Here is a 20608-nt window from a genome sequence, read left to right on the forward strand (position 1 = left end):
GGGGTTGGGGGTGGGGCCTGTGCTTCAGCTATAAACCAACGTCCGGCCCGGTCAAGGCGTGGCGGGAGGACCCGCCCGGACGCGAGCTTGCGCGCGCGTCTTGACTTTTGCGTCCCGGCGCACAATGAGCCAAACAACAGGACGCGCCCCCGCGTCCGCCCAGGAGGACCACCATGGTGCGCACAGGACTTATCGCGGCGCTGCTCACCGCGCTGCTCTCTGCGGGATGCGGCGGACAGGCCGAAAAAAAACAAGCCCCGCCGGTCAAGGCCGAACCGGGCGTGAACTGGAATTTCGCGGCCAAGGCCTTGGAAATCACCTTCGTATCCGACCCGTTTCTCAACGAATACCAGGGCGTCTCCCATGCCCTGGATGTCTGGGTCTACCAGCTTGAAGACGCCGAGGGCTTCCGCCGCATGGCCGCCACCGCCCAGGGGATGGCCGCCCTGGCCGAAGGCCGGGGACCGGACGAAGGCGTCGTGTCGGGCAAGCGCGTGACCGTGAGACCCGGGCGAAACGAAACCCTGGTCTTTGATCGCAACGAAAAAACCCGCTTCCTTGGCGTGGCCTGCGCCTATTTCGGATTGGACCTGGCCTCGTGCGCCCGGGTCTACGAAGTGCCGGTCGAAGCCAACACCTCGGGCTGGCTGTGGTGGAAAACCACGACCTATGCCCCGGACAAGCTCTCGCGACAGATTCTTCTCGGAAAGAACGGCATCGTGGGAGATGGTTCCTAGGGCATGTGAAGACGAGGGAAGGAAAAAAAGAAAGATCGGGAGAGCGCCTTTTGTGAACAAACGGTCGCTCCCTGGCCCCCCCCTCCAAAAAACGTCCATTTGGGCACGGCGTTCGGCGTGACCGTGGCGATTGGAGCGCGTTTCTCGGGACAGGAGAGAGGGGGGCGTCCTCGTTCACTCGGGGGGGGACCCTCCGACCGTTTTCTGGCGACTGTTTTTCCTCTTCCACACGGGCCGAAAGCGTTGGCCGTCCACCAGCTCGAAGCCGGGGCCGGCCTGGTAGGTGTGCAGACAGAAGCTTTCCGGTATCAGTCCGGCGTCCAGACGGGCGGCCGGGCGTTCGGCGTAGCCGTGGGCGTCCAGGCGGGTGATCTCCATGAGGGCCAGTCCCCGGCCGTACCAGCCGGAGCAGTCCTGCCCCGGTCGGTAGAGCCGGCCCGCGTGGCGAAAAACGCGCCCGGCCGGCCTGGCCCGGCGTACGTCCGAGACCACGGGATTGTGCGGGTGCGGCGTGTAGGGGCCCAGGGGGTCGGCAGCGCTGTAGAGATGCAGCTCGTCCCAACTGGAGCCTCCGGGTGGGCGCAGGTTGACGAACATCCACCAACGATTGTCGTGTTCCACCAGGGTGGCGTCCACGGCCGTGACCCCGGAGAGCAGTTCGCGTTCCAGCACCCAGCCGCCGGGAAAGTCCGTGGCCCGGTAGAGGCCGACACGGCCGGCCTGTCCGGTCTCGGGGATCATGTACGTTTGGCCCTGGTGGGTGAAGACGAAGGGATAGGAGAGGTGAAAGGGCTCTTCGAGCACCCTGCGCGCGGGGGACCAGCTGCCGTCGCCGAGGCGTTCGCGCACGGCGATGACTCCGCGTCCGTTCGGGGGGATTTCCTCGAGAAAGCACCAGGTGCGTCCCTCGTGAACGAAAACGAAGGGATCGGCTTGGCCTACCTTCGCGGGCAGGGGCACCGGGACAAAGGGGCGGGAAGCGAAATCCGGGGCGTCGGGTCCGGGGACGCATTGGCGTTCGGCCAGAAACCACTGCCGCCGGCAGGCCAAATCCTGCCAGGCCCGGCGAAGCGTCTGGACCGCCAGGGCCGCCAGGGCGTTGGCCCACAGTCCAAGGCCGGAAAACGGCGTGGAGGCCGCTGGCCCCGGCGCGCTCCCCGATCGCCCGGCGCAAGGCGCGGGGGGACAGGCGTCCCAGTAGGCTTCCCCTTCGAGCCGGATGCGTTCCAGGGCGCGTCCGGGCAGGCGGCAGGCCTTGGCGAAGTGCTCCCGCACGCAGGAGCCCAAAAACGGTCCAGGCAGGCAGGTGACGGTTTCCAGGGCCAGACGGGCGGGAGCCTGGCCGCGTTTCCAGAGCAGGCGACCCGCCACATGGCCGGGAAAGAAGCCCGTGAAGACCGGCGGCTCCAGGACCAGCATGCCCAGGGGCGCGGCGTCGCACAATTGCCGGATCGGATCGGCGAAGGGGGCGCCGTGGCCGGCCCAGACGATGAGGTCGAACCGTGCGCGGGCGGCGTGCTCCAGGGGATGTCGGAGCGTCGCGGGCGGGGCCTTGGCCGGCCGAATCTTGGCCAGGGGGTTGCGGCTTGCGGGGCGCAAGAGGGCCTGCGGGGCGTAGAGCGCCATGGCGGGCCGGGGCAGCTCGGCCTCGGGGGCGTCGGTCTGGGTCGGGGCGAACAGGGCGAGGTCATGGCCGCGAGCGGACAGATCGGCCGCCAGGTCGGCGCGCCAGCGGTGCAGGGGGCCTCGGGGCAGGATCAGGGCGATGCGAAGGGGGTGGGTCACGGGCTTCTCCGGCCGTTCACGTAGTGCGCCGGGGCGGGTGTTGTCAAAAGGGCCGGCATCGGGTAACTGACGCGCACCCAGCCGGGCGTTTCCCAATAATCGACCAGCAAGGCTCCGCACGACACCATGGTTTTCAGCTCAGCTTCGTTCCTTTTCTATTTCCTTCCCTTGGTTTTGGCCCTGTACTTCGTGGTGGCCAGAAATCTGGTGATGCGCAATGTCGTGCTGTTGGCCGCCAGTCTCATTTTTTACGCCTGGGGCGAGGGCGCGTACACGCTGGTGATGATCGTCTCCATCCTGGCCAACTACATCTTCGGGCTCTGGGTTTTCAGGGCCCATGAACACAGCAACGCCAAGGTGCAGGTCGGGCTGTCCATCACGTTCAACGTCGCGCTGCTGGTGGTGTTCAAGTACACGAACTTTCTCGTGGACAATATCAATCTCTACCTGGCCTCCCCGCTCGGTCTGCCCCACATCGACATCGGCCGGGTGCACCTGCCCATCGGCGTGTCGTTTTTCACGTTCCACTGCATTTCCTACCTGATGGACATCTATCGAAAGCAGACCCCGCCCAATCGCAGCCTGCCCACGCTTTCGCTCTACATCGCCCTGTTTCCCCAGTTGGTGGCCGGTCCCATCATCCGCTACAAGGATATAGCCGCCCAACTCACCGCCCGCGCCGTCACCCCTGAACGCTTCGCCAGCGGAATCAACCGGTTCGTGACCGGACTGGGCAAGAAAGTGCTCGTGGCCAACGTGCTGGCCTTGCCGGCGGACAAGATTTTCGCCATCCCCCACGACCAGCTCACCACGCCCGTGGCCTGGCTGGGGGCCATCTGCTACACCCTGCAGATCTATTTCGACTTCTCCGGCTATTCCGACATGGCCATAGGCCTGGCCCACATGTTCGGCTTCAAGTTTATGGAGAACTTCAACTATCCCTACATTTCCAGGTCGATACGCGAATTCTGGCGGCGCTGGCACATTTCGCTCTCCACTTGGTACCGGGACTATCTCTACATTCCCCTGGGCGGCAACCGGTGCTCGCACGCCCGCACCACCTTCAACCTGGTGCTGGTCTTTTTTCTGTGCGGCCTGTGGCACGGCGCGAGCTGGACCTTCATCGTCTGGGGCCTGTATCACGGCTTCTTCTTGGGGCTCGAACGCACGGGCTTCGGACGTCTGATGGACCGGGCGTGGCGGCCGGTGTCCCACCTCTACGCCGTGCTGGTGGCCATTGTGGGCTGGGTGTTCTTCCGGTCGGAAAACATTCACCAGGCCAAGGAGTTCCTCAAGTCCATGGCGGGATTCACCTCGGCCAGCGGGCTGGAATGGCACGTCGGACTGTTCATCAATCCCAAGGTGTCGCTGGTGCTGGCCATCGGGATCATCGGCTCCATGCCCATCATTCCCTGGCTGGCCTCCTGGCGGGAAAAGCGCCTGCGCGAGACCGGGCAGGCCTTTTACGGTGCGGGCCTGGACGCCGTTGTGGGCCTGGTGCTCACGCCCGCCATCTTGTTGCTCTCTTGCATGTCGTTGGCCAGCGGCACGCACAACCCCTTCATCTATTTTCAGTTCTAGGCGGGAATGGTCAGGTCGTCAGGGTTCCGGTTGCGCACGGCGGTAGCCGCGTTGACCATCGCGGTCTTTATGGTCGCGATCTGTGTGCCGGGGGTGGCCCACATGCTCAAATATTCGCCGGACGTCCCTCTGCAGGACTCCGAGCCGGCCACCATGCCCTCCTTCCAGCCCGATTTCGCGGTCATTTCCCAGATCATCTACAAGCTCAGAAGAAACTGGCTGGAAAAAAATTTCGCCCTGCGCAAGGTGCTGGTGCGCTGGCAGGCGGTGCTCGACGTCCTGCTGCTCAAGTCGTCCACGCCGTTCGACGTGGTGTTCGCCGCGAACGACCAGTGGCTCTATCTGTCCCAGGAAAACCCCAATCTCAACGTCATCAACGACTACCGCAGCATCGATCCCCTGACCAAGGAAGACCTGGCGCACTGGTGCCGCCTTTTTCGCGAGCGCCGGGACTGGCTGGCCGCCCGGGGAATCGCCTACCTGGTGGTGGTGGCCCCGAACAAGGTCACGGTCTATCCCGAACATCTTCCCCACCGGTTCAGGCGGGTGCGGGAATGGTCCAAATACGACCAGATGATCGCGGCCCTGCGCGCCGCCGGCATCGACGTGTTGGACTTGCGCCCGGCCATGTTCAAGGCGCGCACCGAGATGCTCACCTATTACAGGACCGACACCCACTGGACTCCTTTCGGCGCGTTTCGGGCCTACCAGGAGGTGGCGCGCCACCTGCTTCCGCGTTTCCCCCGCATGCAGCCCAGGCACCTGGACGACTTCACCATAAGCGAGGAGCCGGGGCTTTTGGGCGGACTTTCCTACATGATCGCCTTGGGCGACTTGTTTCAGGAAAAACGCATGGTCTTCACGCCCAAGTTTCAGCGCAAGGCCAAGGAAGTGGAAGGCACGCTCGCTCTTCCCAATCAGTTTCAGCCCCTGGCGGTCTATGAAAACGCGGACCGCACCCTGCCCAGGGCCGTGGTCATCCGCGACTCCTTCGCTCATGAGATGATTCCCTTTCTTTCCGAGCACTTCAGCCGCGTGCTCTACACGTGGCCCTACCCCACGGACGCGGTGAGCGAACGGGAGTTCGACAAGGCGATCATTGAAGCCGAAAAACCCAACCTGGTCATAGACGAATTCGTGGAGCGCTACTTCACCGAGAAGCCGCCCCCGCAGCCCGTAAAGGCGGAACGCTAACCATGGATACGAAGCTCGAAGCGCCACGGCTTTTCACGCCGGAAGAATTGGCCGCCCTGCCTCAGGCCCGCTACGAGGGCGAGATTTTCGTGGCCGAAACCCTGGAAGAAGGACTGAAAGCCCTGGAAGCCCTGCAAGGCGAATGCGTGCTCGGTTTCGACACGGAAACCCGGCCCACGTTCAAGAAGGGCGTGCGCTTTACGCCTTCGCTGGTGCAGTTGGCCGGCGAAGGGGTGGTGGTTCTCCTGCGTTCCGGGGCGTTCGCGGCCTGGGAGCGACTCGCCGTGGTCCTGGCCGACCACGGCGTGGTGAAAGCCGGCGTGGCCGTGCGCGACGACGTTCTGGGACTCAGGAAAATCGGACCCATCGAGCCGGGGGGATTCGTGGACGTGGGGGAATGGGCCAAGAAATTCGGCTGGCCCGTGACCGGTCTTCGCAACCTGGCGGCTTCGCTTTTGGAGCTACGCGTCTCGAAAAAGGCCAGACTCACCAATTGGGAGGCCAAATGCCTTTCCGCCGCCCAGGTCAACTACGCGGCCACGGATGCCTGGATCAGCCGCGAACTCTATCTGCGCATGCAGGGCCTGGGCGAAAAAAAAGGGCTTGTCCCGTCGCGCCGTGCCGGATGACCGGCCGGGCCTGGCGGAAAAACGCCATGGCCGCAATGCGTTGGGACAAACCCGTGAGGGGCGCTCAGTCGCCCGGTATGGGGAAGGGAGTTAACGGGAGCTACCCTCCGTTGGAGTGTCGCCACCTGCCGAAGACCTTCTTCAACATTGATTCCATTCCTAGCCGTTTTTGTTTTTTGTGCAATAAGAAAATATCCCATGGATTCGCCATGTTGTGTGGCTATGCGAAAAAACGTCATACTTTTCGCGGGGTAGGGCGGCATTCTCTGCCCACCCGGGAGGGATGCGTCCGGCCCGGCCCGGGGGCTGTAGGCCTTTGCGGCGGAAAGCGCGCCTGGCCGGGCGCGATCGGTGCGGGCGGGGGCCGTGGGGGCGCCCATGACGCGGCGCTTCAGGAATCTTCATGCGTGCGCTGACGGAATGGCGCCTCGCCGCCGGGTTGGACGTTGTCTGGGAAGCCCTGGCCGATCCTTCCGACTGGCCCCTCTGGTGGCCGGGGCTGCTCGGTGTCGAGACCCTGGAGCCCGGCGACGCCCTCGGGGTGGGGGCGGTGCGCCGCTTCACCTGGCGGGGACTTCTTCCCTACCGGCTGGGCTTCATCATGCGCACCACGGCCATCGAACCCCGGAAGCTGGCGGCGGGCAGGGCGTTGGGCGACCTGAACGGCACGGGGCAGTGGCGTTTTACCCGCGAGGCCGGGGTCACGGTGGTGCGCTACGCGTGGCTGGTGCGCCTGGACCCGCTCTGGCTGCGCTTTCTGGACGCCTTCGGCGGACCGTTGCTCTCCTGGAATCACGATCTGGTCATGGCCTGGGGCGGACGGGGCTTGGCCAAGCGCCTTGGCGTCCGGTTGGAGGGGATGCGGTTTTCCCGCCTGCCGGTCGAAACGCCGCCGGACCATCCTTTCGGGCGCGGCGACGCCTGATCCCGCGGAAAATTCGCGTCCCGCACGCCCGGACGCCCCTTGCCGCCGAGGCCCGAGCGGGCTACAGCCAGCCCATGCGACACGAGACGTTTCTTACAGACGACGGCTGCGCCCTGAACGTGCTGTGTGGCGGACAGGGAGAAAAGGCCGTGCTCTTTGTGCACGGCAATAGCTGCGACCACACGTTTCTGGCTCCGCAGATCGAATATTTCGCCCGCACCCATCAGGTGGTGGCCCCGGACCTGCGCGGCCACGGGAAAAGCGACAAGCCCGAGGGCGACTACAGTTTCGCCCGCCTGGCCGACGATTTGGCCGGGGTCTGCCTGGGCTTGGGGTTGCCGCCCGTGGCGGTGGTGGGGCACAGCATGGGCGGCGTGGTGGCCCTGGAGTTTTCCCGCCGCCATCCCCGCCTGACCGCGGCGGTGGCCTGTCTGGACACCACCGTGGTGAGTCCCCCCGGGCGCCACGGACGTCTGACCGCCCTGCTCGAAGGCTTGCGTTCGGAAAACTCCCGCTCGTACTTTTTGCGCAATTTCGAGAGCGCGTTTCTTCCCACCGACGATCCGGGCCGGCGGCAGGCCATCCTCGAACGCATGCTGGAAACCCCCCGCCACGTGACCGTGAGCCTGTTCGAACAGTGGCGACTGGGCGACGGCCAGGCCGCCTTGTCGGCGCTTCGCTCCCCGTTTCTCTACGTGGCGTCGTCCAACGGTCGGTCCCAGGTGGAGGATCTTTCCCGCCTGCACCCGCACGTGAGCTACGGCCAGGTGGTGGGGTCCGGCCATTTCCTCACGCTCGAGGTGCCCGACCAGGTCAACGCCATGCTGGGGCGGTTCTTCGAGTTGTTCGGGCTCTAGGGCGGCGTTTTGGAACACGCTGCGAGCAGCTCGCGAAAAGGGGAGTTTGGGAAGTCTCTGGCGGTTCGCAGCCCGCCCAAACAGTCGATTCTTGCAGCCTGTTCAAAAAACGTGCTGGCAGGGCGCGCAAAAAAGTCAAGCCTGAGGCGGAGTTGGCATCCGTTGAGGGGGTGCTTGTTTTTTGCAGCAACGCAGCCAGCAAGGCCTGTTTTCAACAGGTTGTTAGGGGGCGTGCCCCCCGGACTTTCCGTCGGCTTCGCGACGTGAGCGGCCGCCTTGCGGTTTGTTGCAAGCCCCGAGACGACGCACATCCCTCGAACGCCTGGCCGGGCATGGGGCGCTCCAAACGCGTCCGCGAAGCACGGCGAGCGTGTTTCGCGGACAGCGTCGTGATGGGGGCGTATGTTCGGAAAAAGAGCCTCGCGGCGCCGCGTCAGGGGCGCACGTGGCTGAGCAGGGTGTCGAAGACCTGTTCGAGGGTCATGTGCGAGGTGTCCACCTCGATGGCGTCCGGGGCGGGCTCCAGGGGGGCGATGGCCCGGGTGCGGTCCTGGTGGTCGCGCTGGCGGATGGCCTGGGCTATGGCCTGAAGGTCCGCCGGCTGTCCGGCCTGGCGTAGTTGCAGGGCGCGGCGTTCGGCGCGCACCATGGGGTCGGCGTCGAGGAAGAATTTCCGGTACGCCTCGGGAAACACCACCGTGCCCATGTCCCGGCCTTCCACCACCAGGGAGGTGTCCTGGCCGATGGCGCGTTGGGCCTTTTTCTGGAACTCGCGCACTTCGGGCCGGGCGGCCACCTTGGAAGCCCAGGTGCCAACGCCCGGTTCGCGCACTTCCGGGCCCACGGGGCGGCCGTTGAGGAGCAGGGTGGAGTTTTCGCCCGTTCCGCTCAGGGCGAAGCGCAGGGGAGCGAGTCCGGCTTCCAATTCCGGTCTGGTCCGGTCCCACGACCCCTCGCCCAAAGCCAGGGCCGTGGCCCGGAACATGGCCCCGGTATCCAGGTAGGCCAGGCCCAGGGCCTGGGCCAGCATGCGGGCCAGGGTGGTCTTGCCCACCCCGGCCGGTCCGTCCAGCGTGACGATGCGCCGCGTGTCAGCCATGGACGGTTTCCCTGGCGACGGCGAGGATTTCGGTCAGGGCCGCGATAAAGGCTTCGTTTTCGGGCTGGCTGCCCATGCTCACCCGCAGGCTGTCGGGCAATCCGTAGCTGGCCAGGGGGCGAATGATGATGCCGCGTTCAAGCAGGCGCTCGAAGACATCCTTGGCCTTGGCCGGGGGCGTGAAGAGCAGGAAGTTGGCCTGGGACGGGGCCACCGTGCAGCCGAGTTGGGTCAGGCGTTCGGTCAGCCAGGCCCGGCCTTGGCGCACGGTCTCCCGGGTGGCCTGGAGAAAGTGCAGGTCTTCCAGGGCGGCAAGCCCGGCGGCTTCGGCCAGCAGGTTGACGCTAAACGGCAGGCGCACCCGCATGACCAGGTCGGCCAGCCAGGCGGGCATGGCTCCGAAGCCCAGGCGCAGCCCGGCCAGACCGTAGAGCTTGGAGAAGGTGCGCAGCACCACCACGTTGTCCAGCGAGTCCAGGCGGCTCATGATCGAGTATTCCTGCTCGTCGTCGCTGAAATCCACGTAGGCTTCGTCCACCACGAGCATGGCCCGCTTGGGCAGGGCCTTGGCCAGAAAGGCCAGTTCGGCGGCCTTGACGGCGTTTCCGGAAGGGTTGTCCGGGTTGGTGACGAAAACCAGGGCGGTGTGGTCGTCGCACAGGGTCAAGAGCTTTTCGAAGGGAAAGCTGAAGTCCGGCCCCAGTTTGACCTGACGCATTTCCACGCCGCACAGCCTGGCCTGGAGTTTGTAAATGCTGAAGCAGGGGTCGAAGGCCACCACGTTGTCCACGCCGGGACGGGCCTTGACACGCAGCAGCAGGTCGATAATCTCGTCCGAGCCGTTGCCCGGGGCCACCTGGGCCGGGTCCAGTCCGTGGACGCGGGCGATGGCCTCCACCAAGCGGGGGTTGCCCGATTGGGGGTAGCGGAACACGCTGTCGGCCCGCCGGGTCAGCACGCGCGTCACCAGGGGCGAGGCCCCCAGGGGATTTTCGTTGCTGGCCAGCTTGATGACGGACTGAAGGCCGTAGCGGGCCTTGATCTCGTCGATGGAAAGGCCCGGGGTGTAGGGCGAAAACGCCAGAACCTCGGGCCTCAAGGTATCCTTGGGATTCATCTCGAAATTATTCCTGTTCGGGTTCGCTTTCCGGCCGGATGGTCAGCACGGGGCACCGGGCGCTCTTCACCACCCGTTCGGCCACGGAGCCGAACAGCAGGCGGTCGATGCCCTTGCGGCCGTGGGTGCCCATGATCAGGATGTCGGCCTTTTCCTCGTCGCACAGGTTGAGCAGCTCTTCGGCGGGGTAGCCCACAAGCACCTTGCCCACGGCGTCGATACCGGAAAAATTGGCGGTCATGAACTGGGCCATGGTCTTGTCCGCTCCGGACACGATCTCGCCCACAAAGGACTCGATGGAGCTCGGAGGCACATGAAAGCCCACATACTGGGAAAGCGAAGGGGCCACGTACACGCACAGCACGTTGCCGCCGGTGCATTCGGCCAGGCTCTTGGCGTAGTCGGCGACCTTGGCGCTATGCTCGGAAAAATCCACCGCGCAGATGATCTTCTTGAATTGGGCCATGGTATTCCTCCACGGATAAGTTGCTGCCAGAGCTTCTTTTAGCCAATGGAAACGAGAATAGACAAGAAATTTCGCGTGTACTAGAACCGAGCAAAATCGCAGGCCGGAAAAAGCTTCCGGGGGGCATTTTTCAAGAGTTGTTTTATTTCAGCATGTTGTAAGAACTCTGTAAGGTTGGCAAGCCCTTTGCTTACACAGGACAAACGTCAGGGCGAGGAGTCAGGCACATGAAGATCCTACCGGACCAGACGACCCCTGTCACACAGGTCACGCAGACCAGGCAGGTTGCGTCCTCGCAGAGCGCTTCCACGCAGAATTTCGCGGAAATTCTGGCTCAGGAGGTGTCGAGCTCCCAGGCCACGAGCCAGACGACACAGTCGGCTCCCAGCGCCGGAGTGGCGGGACTGGCCCAGGCCATGGCCGTGCAGGCGGCCACGTCGGTCTCTGAAACCAGCAGCACGGATCAGGCGGTCATGGATACAGTCGACAACATGCTCGGCCAATGGGAAAATTATGCCGGTCAACTGGCCGCTGGCGGGCAGACGAACCTGCGCCAGGCCTACGGCACCTTGGAGAGCATTCAGAGCGGGGTGGAGAAGCTCAAGAGCGACAACCCCGATCTGGCGGAACAGAACACCCAGTTGTCCTCGCTGGTCAATGAACTCGACGTGCTGGCCACCACGGAAAAGATCAAGTTCAACCGGGGCGACTACCTGTAGCCTTTGCCGGAAGGACGCCCACGCCGGCGTCCTTCCGGGGCCGTCCTGCCTGTCTTCCCGATCCTTTTCCCCGGTCGTTTCGGCTTTTTTGCGCTCGCGCGGCCGGGTCAGGCGTTTCGCCTTTCGTGGTTCATTCCTTTCCGATTTTTTCCGTTCGAACCGTTGTCCGCGCTCATGCGTTTCGCGTGGCGCGCCGCCGCGTCGACCGCTTGGGCAACGCGACGCGAGCCCGGCGGCGCAGGGGCAGCCAGGGCGTCGGATGGCACCGGGCGCGCCCGTGAACGCCGGAGGGCCGGGCGGCGGGTCCGGGACTCAGGCGGGAGGGGATTCGTTTGCCGTATCGGCCGCGAAGACTCGCAGGGGCAAGTGCTCCGGGCCGCTCAAGCCGCACAGGGCGATGTTCGGGTCGCCGGCCAGAAACGACCGCCACAGCACGAAGCGATCCGCGACCGCCGCGGGCAAGCCCTGCGCGCCGGCTTTGGCCAGGAGGGGCGGCCACCCCCCGGCGCGTGCGGAGCCGGGCGCAGGCCGCTCCGTGTCGCGTCGGTTGGCTTTGACCCTGGCCAAAGTGAGATGCGGGGTGAAAGGGCGCGTTTCCGACGAAAATCCGATCCCCGTCAGGGCGGTGTCCACCGATCGGGCCAGGGACGCGCATTCGGCTCCGCCTTGGGCCAGGGCCAGGGTGAGCACGCGGGGTCTTTTGCCGGGGGGAAAGGTCAGGGCCGGTCCAGGGCGCAAGACAAAGGGAACAAAGCGCACCCCGGCCAAGGCGCTTTCGATGTCCGCGACGCGCTCGGCCGGGGTGTCGCCCAAAAACTTGAGCGTGATGTGCCAGGAGCCCGGTCTGGTCCAGGCGCACGGAGCCGGGGCCAGGGGGCGCAGGACGCGGGTCAGATCGTCCAGCGCCCGGACAAGATCGGACGCAAGCGGCACGCCCACGAAAAGGCGCTGTCATTGTCTGGGCTCCATGGGCGCTTTCGGGCTTTCGGTCGTCCGGTTCAGGCCTGGGCGCCTTGTCCCGGTTCGCCCGCCCGGGGCTTGGCGCCCGCGTCCCGGGTTTCGGCCGTGTCGTGGACCAGGCTTACGATCTGGTCCAGGGCCTTGCCGGGGTCCGGGGTTTGAAAAATGTTGCGGCCCACGCACAGCCCGGCGGCCCCGCAGCCGAGGGCTTCTTCCATGGATTTGAGAAAACCCGCGAAATCCCCCTTGCCCGCTCCCCCGGTCACCACCACCGGGGCGTCGGACCCGGAAATGGCGGCGGCGAAGCTGTCCGCGTCCCCGGAGTAGGGCACGCCGGTGACGTCGGCTCCCAGCTCCGAGCCCAGGCGGATGCAATGGGCGATAAGGCTGGGGTCGTACTCGTTGACGATGTGTCCCCCGCGCGGGGCGATGATGGCCAGCACCGGCAAGCCAAGCTGATGGGCCTCGTCGGCCATGGCCCCGAAGTCGCCCAGCATGCGGTCTTCCAGATCGTTGCCGATGTTGATTTGCAGGCTCACCAGGTCCGCTCCCAGGCGCAGTGCCTCGCCCACCGAGCAGACCACGCCCCGGCCGTAGGGGGGCAGGGCGTGCTTGGTGCCGCCGGAAAGCTGCACGATGAGGCTGGCTTCCAAGGGCAGGCTGGCCCCATGCGCCCTGGCCGGCCCCTTGTTGAGCACAACGGCCTGCACGTTGCGTTCGCGGGCCAACTCCATGAGCTTGCCCACGGCCTCCAGGCCGGACAACATGCCCTCGCTCAGGCCGTGGTCCAGGGGCAGGATCACCGTGCGTCCGCTTACCGCGTCGAACAGGCGGCCGAGCCGCCGATACACTCCGATCATAGATTGTCCTTGCTCATCGGTCGGACCAGAGGGCCCGTCCGTTTTTTACGGTCAGAAATCCCAGGGGCAAGCCGCGAAAACTCAGTCCCAACACCCCGGACCGGGTGGGCGCGTCCAGACTTTGGCCGGAGAGCAGGGCCGCCAGGGGAGCCGGATCGTCCAGATCCAGGCGCGCAGCCTTCGGATCGACCAGAATCCTGGCCCGTCCCCAGGGGCGGAACCGTCCGCCTTTCATTCGTCCCAACCGCCAGCCCAGCATTTTTGGAGGCAAAAGCCCGCGCGCCCGGTCCGACACGAAATACGCCACGTCGCCGCGCGTCTGGATTCGCCCCGGCGGCAAGGCGTCCCAGGCGAATCCCTCGTCGCATGGGACTTCCGCCCACTCGTCTTCTCCCTTCTTTTCCCCCCGCCTGCTTCCCCGCTTCCCCGAAGACCGCCCCGGCAAACCGTCGCCCCCCAAATCGCGGGGGGCCGGGGGCGAGTTTCGCCCCCGGCCGCCTGAGGCGTCTTCCGCTTCTTCTCCCGACTTGACCAAAAGCGCCAGATAGAACCCCTGCGCCTGGGAGCCTTCCTGGTCCACGCGCAGCGATCCCTCGGCCTGGGCCAGCGCCGGCTCGTGAAAACAAAACCCGGCGAATCGGGGCAGGGGGCGCAACTCAAGGCCCAGTTCGTTCACCGCGAACGCGACCTGTTCTTCGTTTTCGGCCGTGTTGGTGGTGCAGGTGGAGTAGAGAATCCTGCCGCCCGGGGCCAGCAGGTCGGCGGCCTTGGCCAGCAGCAGGCGTTGCAGGGCGGTGAGGGGGGCGGTTTTTTCCTCGCGCCAGAGCGTGAGCACCTTGGGATTTTTTTCCGCCGTGCCCCAGCCGCTGCACGGCGGATCGAGCAGAATGCGCGTCCAGCGCGCCTGTCCGGCGGGCAAATCCTGCCCGGGATAGGCGCACGTGGCCGCCTGGGCCAGGTTCATGCGGGTCAGGTTCTGGCGCAGGGTGGCCAGGCGGTCCTGTCCGGGCTCGTTGCCCAGCACAAAGCCTGTGGGGCCGGCGAGTTGGGCCAGAAACGAGGTTTTCCCGCCGGGACTGGCGCACATGTCGAGCACGGCCGCTCCGGGTTCCGGGGCCAAGGCCAGGGGGGGCAGCATGGAGGAGCGGTCCTGAATGTAGATGAGGCCGAAGCGGGCGGCGAGACTGGCGCCAAGCGGAAAGGGCTCGTCCGTAAGTCGCCGGCACCAGGGGGAAAACGGTTCGGGTTCGAAACGAAATCCTTGGCTCGCCAGCAACGCCTGGACGAGGGGAGTTTCCGCCTCGCGGCACACCAACCTGAACGATCTGCCCACGTGCTGTTCATGGCTTATGCGCGCGGCCTTTGCAAGAGGCGTCGTCTGGCCCGAAAATTGCTATGTGATGTGGAAAGATGTGAAAAAGGAGGCCGCCATGACGAACGAAGCAAGTCCGACCCTGGTAGACGCCTTGGCCGCCACAAGGCGTACGACACCCGAACGAATCCACGCCCTGGACCAGGACGACGTGGCCCTGACCCGCGAAGGCGTCGAGTACCTCAAGAAGGCCGCCCAGGTTGCGCTCACCCCGCGTATGGACCGGGAGTCCCTCAAGAACGTCTCCCTGGCCGAAGCCCTGGTGCTCTTTTCGCAGCACATGTTCTGGGACGAAGGTGATGGCCGGCTGCTTTTGTGCGCCAACCTGGGCGGCGAAGCCGTGTGTATTCCCATCGAGGCCGGGCAGTGGACCGTCACCATTCGCGGGTCCGTTCATTAACGGCCCTCGCGGCGAACGGGTGCGGCGGAAGGTGTGACAAAAACGAAGAAGGTGACGACTTTGTAGCTGGTCTACAAAAATGTATACAAAATTGAAGCCCCGTCCGGTTTACCGAACGGGGTTTCTTCGTTTCGAGACGGGGGCGAACGTAGAAGTCGGGAAGGCGTGGACCGCAAGCGCGGGAGCGTGTGACCGGGCGCAAGGTCGAGGTCATGCGTGTTCCCTCGTCGGGTAAAGAGATGCCTCCGGCGGCCAAAGGGGGGCCCCTTTGGAATCCCCTATTTTGATTGATCCTTTTGACTATTTTCAAGTTTCTTCCCACATAGCCCTATATGGGGGGCGACGTTTGCAATGGAATGGCGACCCTTTCGCCGCTTCGATGACGTGGCCCGCCTGCTGTTGAGAGACCCCTCGTTTATGGCCCACTTTCGCGGAGCCAATCACGCATGACCCGCTCTTCGAGCGCACATGGGACATGCTGCGCATCTACCGCACCTCCCTCACTCCAACTTGCCACCGGCGTCTCGATCACGCCTGCGAAACGAATCCGCATGCGTTCATGGAACTGTATAGCGATATACGGGAGGAAGCAGAGCGTATGGAGCACATACTTGAAAGGGAGGGAGAGAGCAGAGAATAACAGTAAGATTTGGCAGTGAATCCGACGGGGTCTACTGTGAAAAACATTGGAGTCAAGCCTCAGAGTTTTTCTCTTGAGGCTGCGCACAAGACAAACCTTTCACACGCGGAGACAACATGGCCGAGCCGTACGAGACCAATAAAGTGTCTTTGCCGCCAATGACGCCATTCGGAGTGGCTTACCAAGAATACCTGCGCAAAGGCCAAGACCCAGCGGCAGGAGTTGCCCGAGCGAAGCAAAATGGGTTGGATACTGGCGATGGTTCAAAGAATATCGTCAGGGGAAAGATCATCAGAACAGAATAGACTGACCCAGAATTGATGACAGTAAGTGAGCCAGAGATCCCAACTCGTAAAGCCACTCCGGAGGAGAATAAGCCGTTTGCTGAAGAGATGGGGAAAGCCTTTTCCATAGCAGGGGATGCCTTGATACTGGGTAGCGTAGGAGCTTTAGGTACTTCAGGCCTACAACATGCGGCTCCAGAATTAGCAACCATCGGCACTGTTGCTTCAGCAATAGGAAGTCTCATAGAAAATGGTGGCGCTTGGGTTGGGGATCATCTTGGCAGGCGGACTGTAGACATGGACAGAGTCCCAAAACGTATACAAGAGCATTACGACAAATACGAAGGAAGCTCGCAAGACGACACGGCAAACATGATCTACTAACCAAAAGGCCGCTCATTCCTTTGTTATGAGCGGCCTTCAATTACATTTTGTGAGATACGGAATTAATATTTTGGCTGAAAAATTGTATATATTAAAGCACGCAAATAGTATATAACAAAAATTTATCAATAAACGTCTCTTCTTTTCATAATCATTACCTACAGCGAGAGTTGTCTGCCCTCAGTTGAATATGCCACTGATGCTTTTATAGAGCTCGCAGAGGTGAATTCGCTTTGCAAAGCCATCAAAATGTTTCTCCGCGAGTTCATTCATAGCCCAAGTCGCAACAGCAAAAAACGCAAGAAGAAGGACGGTCCATGGAACTCTATACTTCATGTTGGCCTCGATCTTTGTGTCTTCAAGTCACTTTTCCAAAAGGTGTTACCTCCAATGCAAGATCGGACTCTATGCAAAATGCAAGGGGGCATGGCGCTATATTTTGCCCAGAGCATTCGTTGAAGATGCGGTAAGACACATCACCTGAGAGAGAAGCAGAGCCAGGGGCCAGTTGGCTTGTTATGTGTAAAGTAGTAAATGCGTTGTTTATGTATTGGCCGTACGATATAATGTCAAATAAAAAACATTTCATCGTTTAAGAGGACATCGGTCTTCGTCCGCTTTTCAGCAATTTGGGGGTCTGGGGGCGGGCTCCGCCCCCAGCGGGGTTCCACGGGCGGCGCCCCGTGGCCGCCGGAGGCGCCTTCCTTACTTCTCTTCTCTTACTCTTCTACTCTTCGCTTTCCCCGGCCTTCACTTCGTCCCACAGGGCGTCCCAGTCGGCCAGCTTGAACTGCGCGGTGTCGAGGCCGCGTTCTTTGGCCAGGCGTTCCACGGCGCTGAAGCGGCCCAGGAACTTCAGGTTCGCTTTTTCCAGGGCGGCGTTGCACTTGACGCCCAGGCGGCGTCCGTATTCGGCCAGGCTGAAGAGGTAGTCGCCAAATTCTTCTTCGACGCGGTCCTTGTCGCCGGCGGCGACGGCCTGGCGCAGCTCGTCCCACTCGCGGGCCAGGCTGTCGGCCTGGTCCTGGTCGGTGTCCCAGGTGAAGTTGTGCCGGGCGGCCTTGGCGTTGATGCGGTAGGCCTTGAGCAGCGGCGGCAGACTGGGCGGCAGGGAGTCGAACACGCCGCCGGGGTCTTTTTTCTCGCCGCGTTTGATGCGCTCCCAGTTTTTGAGCAGTTCGTCCTGACCGCTTACGGCCAGGCCGTCGAAGACGTGGGGGTGGCGGCGGATCATCTTGGCGGTGTTGGATTCCAGGGCCTGGCCAAGGGTGAAGTCGCCGCGTTTTTCGTAGAGAACGCCCAGGAACACGAGCAGGAAGGCCACGTCGCCGAGCTCTTCCCGGGCTTCTTCGGGGTCGTGAGCCCGGATGGCGGTGACGAGTTCGTGGGATTCCTCGATAACGTAGTCGCACAGGGTTTCGGGGGTTTGTTCCCGGTCCCAAGGACAGCCGTCCGGGGCGATGAGGCGGTTTACCACCGAGACAAGTTTTTCCAGGGCCTTTGCGGCGTCGCTCATATCTTGGTTTCCTTTTTCTGATGGCCGGCGGCGGGCTTTTGCGGGGCGTCCGGGGTATGACGTTTGGGCACGGCCAGGGGCGGCGGGGTCAGGGTTTTGAGTTTGCCTTTCCAGTCGGGCGGAATGTACTGCGCGAGATATTGGTCCACCCGTTCCACCAGGGGCACCAGTCGCGACTGACGCATGAAGTCGGGTTTGGTGAGCAGCGCGGTCCACACCCAGAGGATGAGCGCCGTGATGAGCACGCCCTTGGTCAGTCCGAAGGCCCCGCCGAAGAATTTGTTGGCCCAGTCGATGAGGGTGAGTTTCATGGCCGCGGCCAAGGCCATGACCAGCACCGAGCAGGCCAGCATCACGGCCGCGAAGATGATGATGAACGCGGCCGGGCCGGCGAAGGCCGGATTGGAAACCATGGGCGCGATGTGCGGAGAGAGGGCGGGCGAATAGGCCACGGCCAGCTTGAACCCGAGAATAAGGGAGAGGATGGAGGCCGCTTCCTTTACCAGGCCCCGAAAGTAGCCGCGAAAAAAGAAGAAGGTCCAGATGATGAGCAGGGCGAGGTCTGTGATGTTCACCCGGTGAGGCTAGCAGTTTTTTTTTCGAAGGGCAAAAGTCGGTTGGGTGACGCTCGCGCGCGGCGGTCCTGGCGTTCGAACCGCCGTCGCGGGGCGTTTGTCGCGGGTGGGCTTTTCCGAAGCGGCGCGCTGGGCAAGAACCGGGCGACGGGGCGCTAGGCTTCCTGCAGGGCCGAGGATCGGACCGGCGTCAGGGGGGTGATTTTGCCCGACTCCAGGGCGAGCAGCCATTTTTTCATTTCCAGTCCCGGGCCGTAGCCGCCCAGTCCTCCGCCCGAAGCCAGCACCCGGTGGCAGGGATAGACCAGGGGGAAGGGATTCTTGGCCATGGCTTGACCCACGGCGCGGGCGGCCTGGGCGCTTCCCGCGCGCTCGGCCAATTCGGCGTAGGTCAGGGTCTGGCCGTAGGGGATCTTGGCCAGCTCCTCCCAGCAGCGGCGATGAAAGGGGGCCGTGTTGGAAAATGTCAGGGGGAGGTCGGGCCAGTGGGGGTTGCGTCCGGCCACGTAGTCGGCCAGACAGCGGGCGAGTTCGCGCCCCGCGTCGGAGCGGGCGTCCGTGGGGCCGACATTTTCGGCCCAGGTGAGATCGAGACGCCAGATTTCGTCGCCGCGCCAGAGGATGCGAATGGCCAGGGGCGGAGCGGAGACGGTTTCCACGCGGGCGGGTTTGACGGCTGTCTTCATGGTTTCGCCTTGTATTCGAGTTCTGGGGAAAGGGTGAGGCTCATGGCGGCGTCGTGCAGGACGCTTTCCCATTCGGCCAGTTGGTCTGCGGGGCAGAACCAGGCCACGCGCAAAAAACCCTGGCTGGTCAGGTAGGTGTAGACGCCCATGGCCACGGGTTTGCCCATGGCCTGGTTGTGGGCCATGTCCTTGTAGTAATGCATGCGCTTGAGGGGCAGGTGCTCTTTTTCCAGAAAGCGGTAGGACTTGTCGCCCGGCGCGGCCGCGCTTTCCGAGTCCTTTTGAGACATCACGTGGTCCATGAACAGGTCCTGCGGGGTGCGGGAGCGTCCGGTCTCCAGGGTGATGATGACGTAGGGCGGAGTGAACCACTTTTCGGCGGGCTTCTGGAAGCCGAAATGTGTTTTCTTGAACCGGGCCATGACCTCGGGGGACACGGGGCCGGTCTTGCCGCCGCGCCCGGCCATGTAGAGCTCCAAGGCCGGAATGCTCACGAAGTCCCCGGGCAGGGAAATGGAAAACGACCCGTCCGGGGCGGTGAATTCGGCCAGGGCCGGGGCGGGTCGCAACGCGGCCAGGACGGCCAGGACGATCATGGCCGAAACGATGCGCGACGTGTTCATGAGTCCTCCTGGTTCGGACGTTGCGGGAAGCGGGGGCCGCCGGCCTGCGCGCCCCGTTTCGGGCGGGAGAGCGTCGCGGAGGCGCCGCGGCCTGGGCGGCGGGCCGGGTGCTGTCCCGCGTCGCATGGGGCCGGGGCCGCGTCCCCGGGAGCGCCGGGCGCGCCCGGAAGGGACAGGGCCGAGCCCTGCCGAACGCCCGGGCGGGCCAGGGCGGCGGAGATGGCGTTGAGCACTTGGCGTTTTTGTCCGGCCCAATCCGGGGCCACCAGTTCGCCCTGGTCCGGGTCGGCGTTCAGGCGGTGGACGACCACGTCCGGACGCAGGTGGGTCAACCCCAGGATCAGCCACTCCACGTAGTCTTCCCGGCTGAGCAGGGTCAGCGAGCCGCAGTGGTGATCGCGTTCCAGGGTCGATCCCCTGGGCACGAAGAGGTTATGGAATTTCACTCCGGCTACGGGTAAGGCATTCATAAAAGATAGAGAGCGCAGAAAGTCGTCGACGGTTTCACCCGGAAGCCCGATTATGAGATGGGCGCAGATATTTATGCCGAACGAGGCGGCCAGCTCGGCGGCCCTGGCGAAGCTCTCCGGGCCGTGCCCGCGATTGATCCGGGCAAGGGTTGCCGGATTTGCGGATTGCAAGCCCAGTTCCAGCCAGAGCTCGCGGGCGGGAAAGTCGGCCAGGAGGCGGGTTTTTTCCCGGTCCAGACAGTCGGGGCGGGTGCCCAGGCACAGCCCCTCCAGCCCTTCCAGGCCGGCCAGCTCGTCCAGGACGCGGGCCAGCTTCCGGGCCGGACCGTAGGTGTTGGAAAAGGCCTGCAGATAGGCCACCAGGGCCACTGGGCCCCATTTGGCCAGGCGGCGGGAACGCCACAAGGTCCACTGCTCGGTCAGGGACAGGGCGGACAACCCGGTCCCCGATCCTCGGGCGTTGCAGAAGGCGCATCCGTCCACCCCCAGGGTCCCGTCGCGGTTGGGGCAGGAAAAACCCGCGTCGAGGGGGACTTTTCTGGCCCCGCGCCCGAAGAGCGCGCGCCATCTGGCCGAAAGGGCGTTGTAGCCACGCTCGGTCAAGGACCGGCGGGCCGCCTCGTCAAGGGGCGTGGTCGCTTCCATAAAAATACCGTTGACATTGAAGCGGGAATCGCACAACACCAGCGTCGAACCGGGCATCACGGCGGAGCTTTTTCTCCTCCTGGC

Annotated in this window: 21 protein-coding genes; 9 read left to right on the forward strand and 12 right to left on the reverse strand. The window is 63.9% G+C overall.

Annotated features, from left to right (window positions below; all coding sequences use genetic code 11):
- Positions 1-173: 173 nt before the first annotated feature.
- A complete protein-coding gene (gene tssJ, locus ACYQ01_RS14190) occupies positions 174-737 on the forward strand; it encodes a type VI secretion system lipoprotein TssJ (RefSeq protein ID WP_459934514.1) in 564 nt (187 codons plus the stop codon).
- 174 nt (positions 738-911) lie between these two features.
- Here the strand turns inward: tssJ and ACYQ01_RS14195 are convergent, their stop codons facing one another.
- Entirely contained in the window at positions 912-2522 is a 1611-nt protein-coding gene (locus tag ACYQ01_RS14195; RefSeq protein WP_459934515.1) for a glucosamine inositolphosphorylceramide transferase family protein, read from the reverse strand.
- Positions 2523-2648: 126 nt separating this feature from the next.
- Here ACYQ01_RS14195 and ACYQ01_RS14200 point away from each other — a divergent pair, with 126 nt between their 5' ends.
- The 5 genes from ACYQ01_RS14200 (at position 2649) to ACYQ01_RS14220 (ending at position 7708) form a co-directional block, all read left to right on the forward strand.
- Entirely contained in the window at positions 2649-4103 is a 1455-nt protein-coding gene (locus tag ACYQ01_RS14200; protein WP_459934516.1) for an MBOAT family O-acyltransferase, read from the forward strand.
- Between the two features lie 102 nt (positions 4104-4205).
- Entirely contained in the window at positions 4206-5297 is a 1092-nt protein-coding gene (locus ACYQ01_RS14205) for an alginate O-acetyltransferase AlgX-related protein (RefSeq protein ID WP_459934517.1), read from the forward strand.
- Positions 5298-5299: 2 nt separating this feature from the next.
- Positions 5300-5926, forward strand: coding sequence for a 3'-5' exonuclease (locus ACYQ01_RS14210; protein WP_459934518.1), 627 nt, complete (start codon positions 5300-5302; stop codon positions 5924-5926).
- Positions 5927-6329: 403 nt separating this feature from the next.
- Positions 6330-6851 (forward strand): SRPBCC family protein, encoded by a 522-nt coding sequence (locus tag ACYQ01_RS14215; protein WP_459934519.1) that lies wholly within the window; start codon positions 6330-6332, stop codon positions 6849-6851.
- Positions 6852-6925: 74 nt separating this feature from the next.
- Entirely contained in the window at positions 6926-7708 is a 783-nt protein-coding gene (locus tag ACYQ01_RS14220) for an alpha/beta fold hydrolase (RefSeq protein WP_459934520.1), read from the forward strand.
- Positions 7709-8141: 433 nt separating this feature from the next.
- Here ACYQ01_RS14220 and cmk read toward each other — a convergent pair whose 3' ends face one another.
- From cmk to ACYQ01_RS14235, 3 genes are read right to left on the reverse strand one after another with little or no spacing between them, the layout of a single operon-like run.
- Positions 8142-8807 carry a (d)CMP kinase gene (gene cmk / locus ACYQ01_RS14225; RefSeq protein ID WP_459934521.1) on the reverse strand — a complete coding sequence of 222 codons (666 nt, stop codon included), beginning with the start codon at positions 8805-8807 and terminating at the stop codon, positions 8142-8144.
- Complete coding sequence (gene hisC, locus ACYQ01_RS14230; RefSeq protein WP_459934522.1) at positions 8800-9924, reverse strand: histidinol-phosphate transaminase; 1125 nt, start codon at positions 9922-9924, stop codon at positions 8800-8802. The genes cmk and hisC overlap by 8 nt, the downstream gene beginning before the upstream one ends.
- A gap of 7 nt (positions 9925-9931) precedes the next feature.
- The gene (locus ACYQ01_RS14235) at positions 9932-10390 is read right to left on the reverse strand and encodes a universal stress protein (RefSeq protein WP_459934523.1); all 459 of its coding nucleotides are present in this window, start codon (positions 10388-10390) and stop codon (positions 9932-9934) included.
- A gap of 227 nt (positions 10391-10617) precedes the next feature.
- Between ACYQ01_RS14235 and ACYQ01_RS14240 the strand changes: the two genes are divergently transcribed.
- Complete coding sequence (locus ACYQ01_RS14240) at positions 10618-11109, forward strand: hypothetical protein (RefSeq protein WP_459934524.1); 492 nt, start codon at positions 10618-10620, stop codon at positions 11107-11109.
- A gap of 312 nt (positions 11110-11421) precedes the next feature.
- Here ACYQ01_RS14240 and thpR read toward each other — a convergent pair whose 3' ends face one another.
- The 3 genes from thpR to ACYQ01_RS14255 are packed head-to-tail and all read right to left on the reverse strand — an operon-like array spanning position 11422 to position 14262.
- Positions 11422-12048 carry an RNA 2',3'-cyclic phosphodiesterase gene (gene thpR / locus ACYQ01_RS14245; protein WP_459934525.1) on the reverse strand — a complete coding sequence of 209 codons (627 nt, stop codon included), beginning with the start codon at positions 12046-12048 and terminating at the stop codon, positions 11422-11424.
- A gap of 59 nt (positions 12049-12107) precedes the next feature.
- Positions 12108-12929, reverse strand: coding sequence for a class I fructose-bisphosphate aldolase (locus tag ACYQ01_RS14250; RefSeq protein WP_459934526.1), 822 nt, complete (start codon positions 12927-12929; stop codon positions 12108-12110).
- A gap of 13 nt (positions 12930-12942) precedes the next feature.
- Positions 12943-14262 carry an NOL1/NOP2/SUN domain family protein gene (locus ACYQ01_RS14255; protein ID WP_459934527.1) on the reverse strand — a complete coding sequence of 440 codons (1320 nt, stop codon included), beginning with the start codon at positions 14260-14262 and terminating at the stop codon, positions 12943-12945.
- Positions 14263-14359: 97 nt separating this feature from the next.
- Here ACYQ01_RS14255 and ACYQ01_RS14260 point away from each other — a divergent pair, with 97 nt between their 5' ends.
- Positions 14360-14701 carry a hypothetical protein gene (locus ACYQ01_RS14260; RefSeq protein WP_459934528.1) on the forward strand — a complete coding sequence of 114 codons (342 nt, stop codon included), beginning with the start codon at positions 14360-14362 and terminating at the stop codon, positions 14699-14701.
- Between the two features lie 756 nt (positions 14702-15457).
- Positions 15458-15646, forward strand: coding sequence for a hypothetical protein (locus ACYQ01_RS14265; RefSeq protein WP_459934529.1), 189 nt, complete (start codon positions 15458-15460; stop codon positions 15644-15646).
- A gap of 1090 nt (positions 15647-16736) precedes the next feature.
- Here the strand turns inward: ACYQ01_RS14265 and mazG are convergent.
- The 5 genes from mazG to mnmL form a co-directional block, all read right to left on the reverse strand.
- Positions 16737-17525, reverse strand: a complete 789-nt coding sequence (gene mazG, locus ACYQ01_RS14270; protein ID WP_459934530.1) for a nucleoside triphosphate pyrophosphohydrolase — start codon at positions 17523-17525, stop codon at positions 16737-16739.
- Entirely contained in the window at positions 17522-18100 is a 579-nt protein-coding gene (locus tag ACYQ01_RS14275) for a CvpA family protein (protein ID WP_459934531.1), read from the reverse strand. Before ACYQ01_RS14275 ends, mazG begins: the two co-directional genes overlap by 4 nt.
- A gap of 155 nt (positions 18101-18255) precedes the next feature.
- Entirely contained in the window at positions 18256-18786 is a 531-nt protein-coding gene (locus ACYQ01_RS14280; protein ID WP_459934532.1) for a methylated-DNA--[protein]-cysteine S-methyltransferase, read from the reverse strand.
- Complete coding sequence (locus ACYQ01_RS14285; RefSeq protein WP_459934533.1) at positions 18783-19409, reverse strand: hypothetical protein; 627 nt, start codon at positions 19407-19409, stop codon at positions 18783-18785. The genes ACYQ01_RS14280 and ACYQ01_RS14285 overlap by 4 nt, the downstream gene beginning before the upstream one ends.
- The gene (mnmL, locus tag ACYQ01_RS14290) at positions 19406-20581 is read right to left on the reverse strand and encodes a tRNA modification radical SAM protein MnmL/YtqA (RefSeq protein WP_459934856.1); all 1176 of its coding nucleotides are present in this window, start codon (positions 20579-20581) and stop codon (positions 19406-19408) included. The genes ACYQ01_RS14285 and mnmL overlap by 4 nt, the downstream gene beginning before the upstream one ends.
- Positions 20582-20608 lie beyond the last annotated feature (27 nt).

Source organism: Fundidesulfovibrio butyratiphilus (assembly GCF_054657235.1).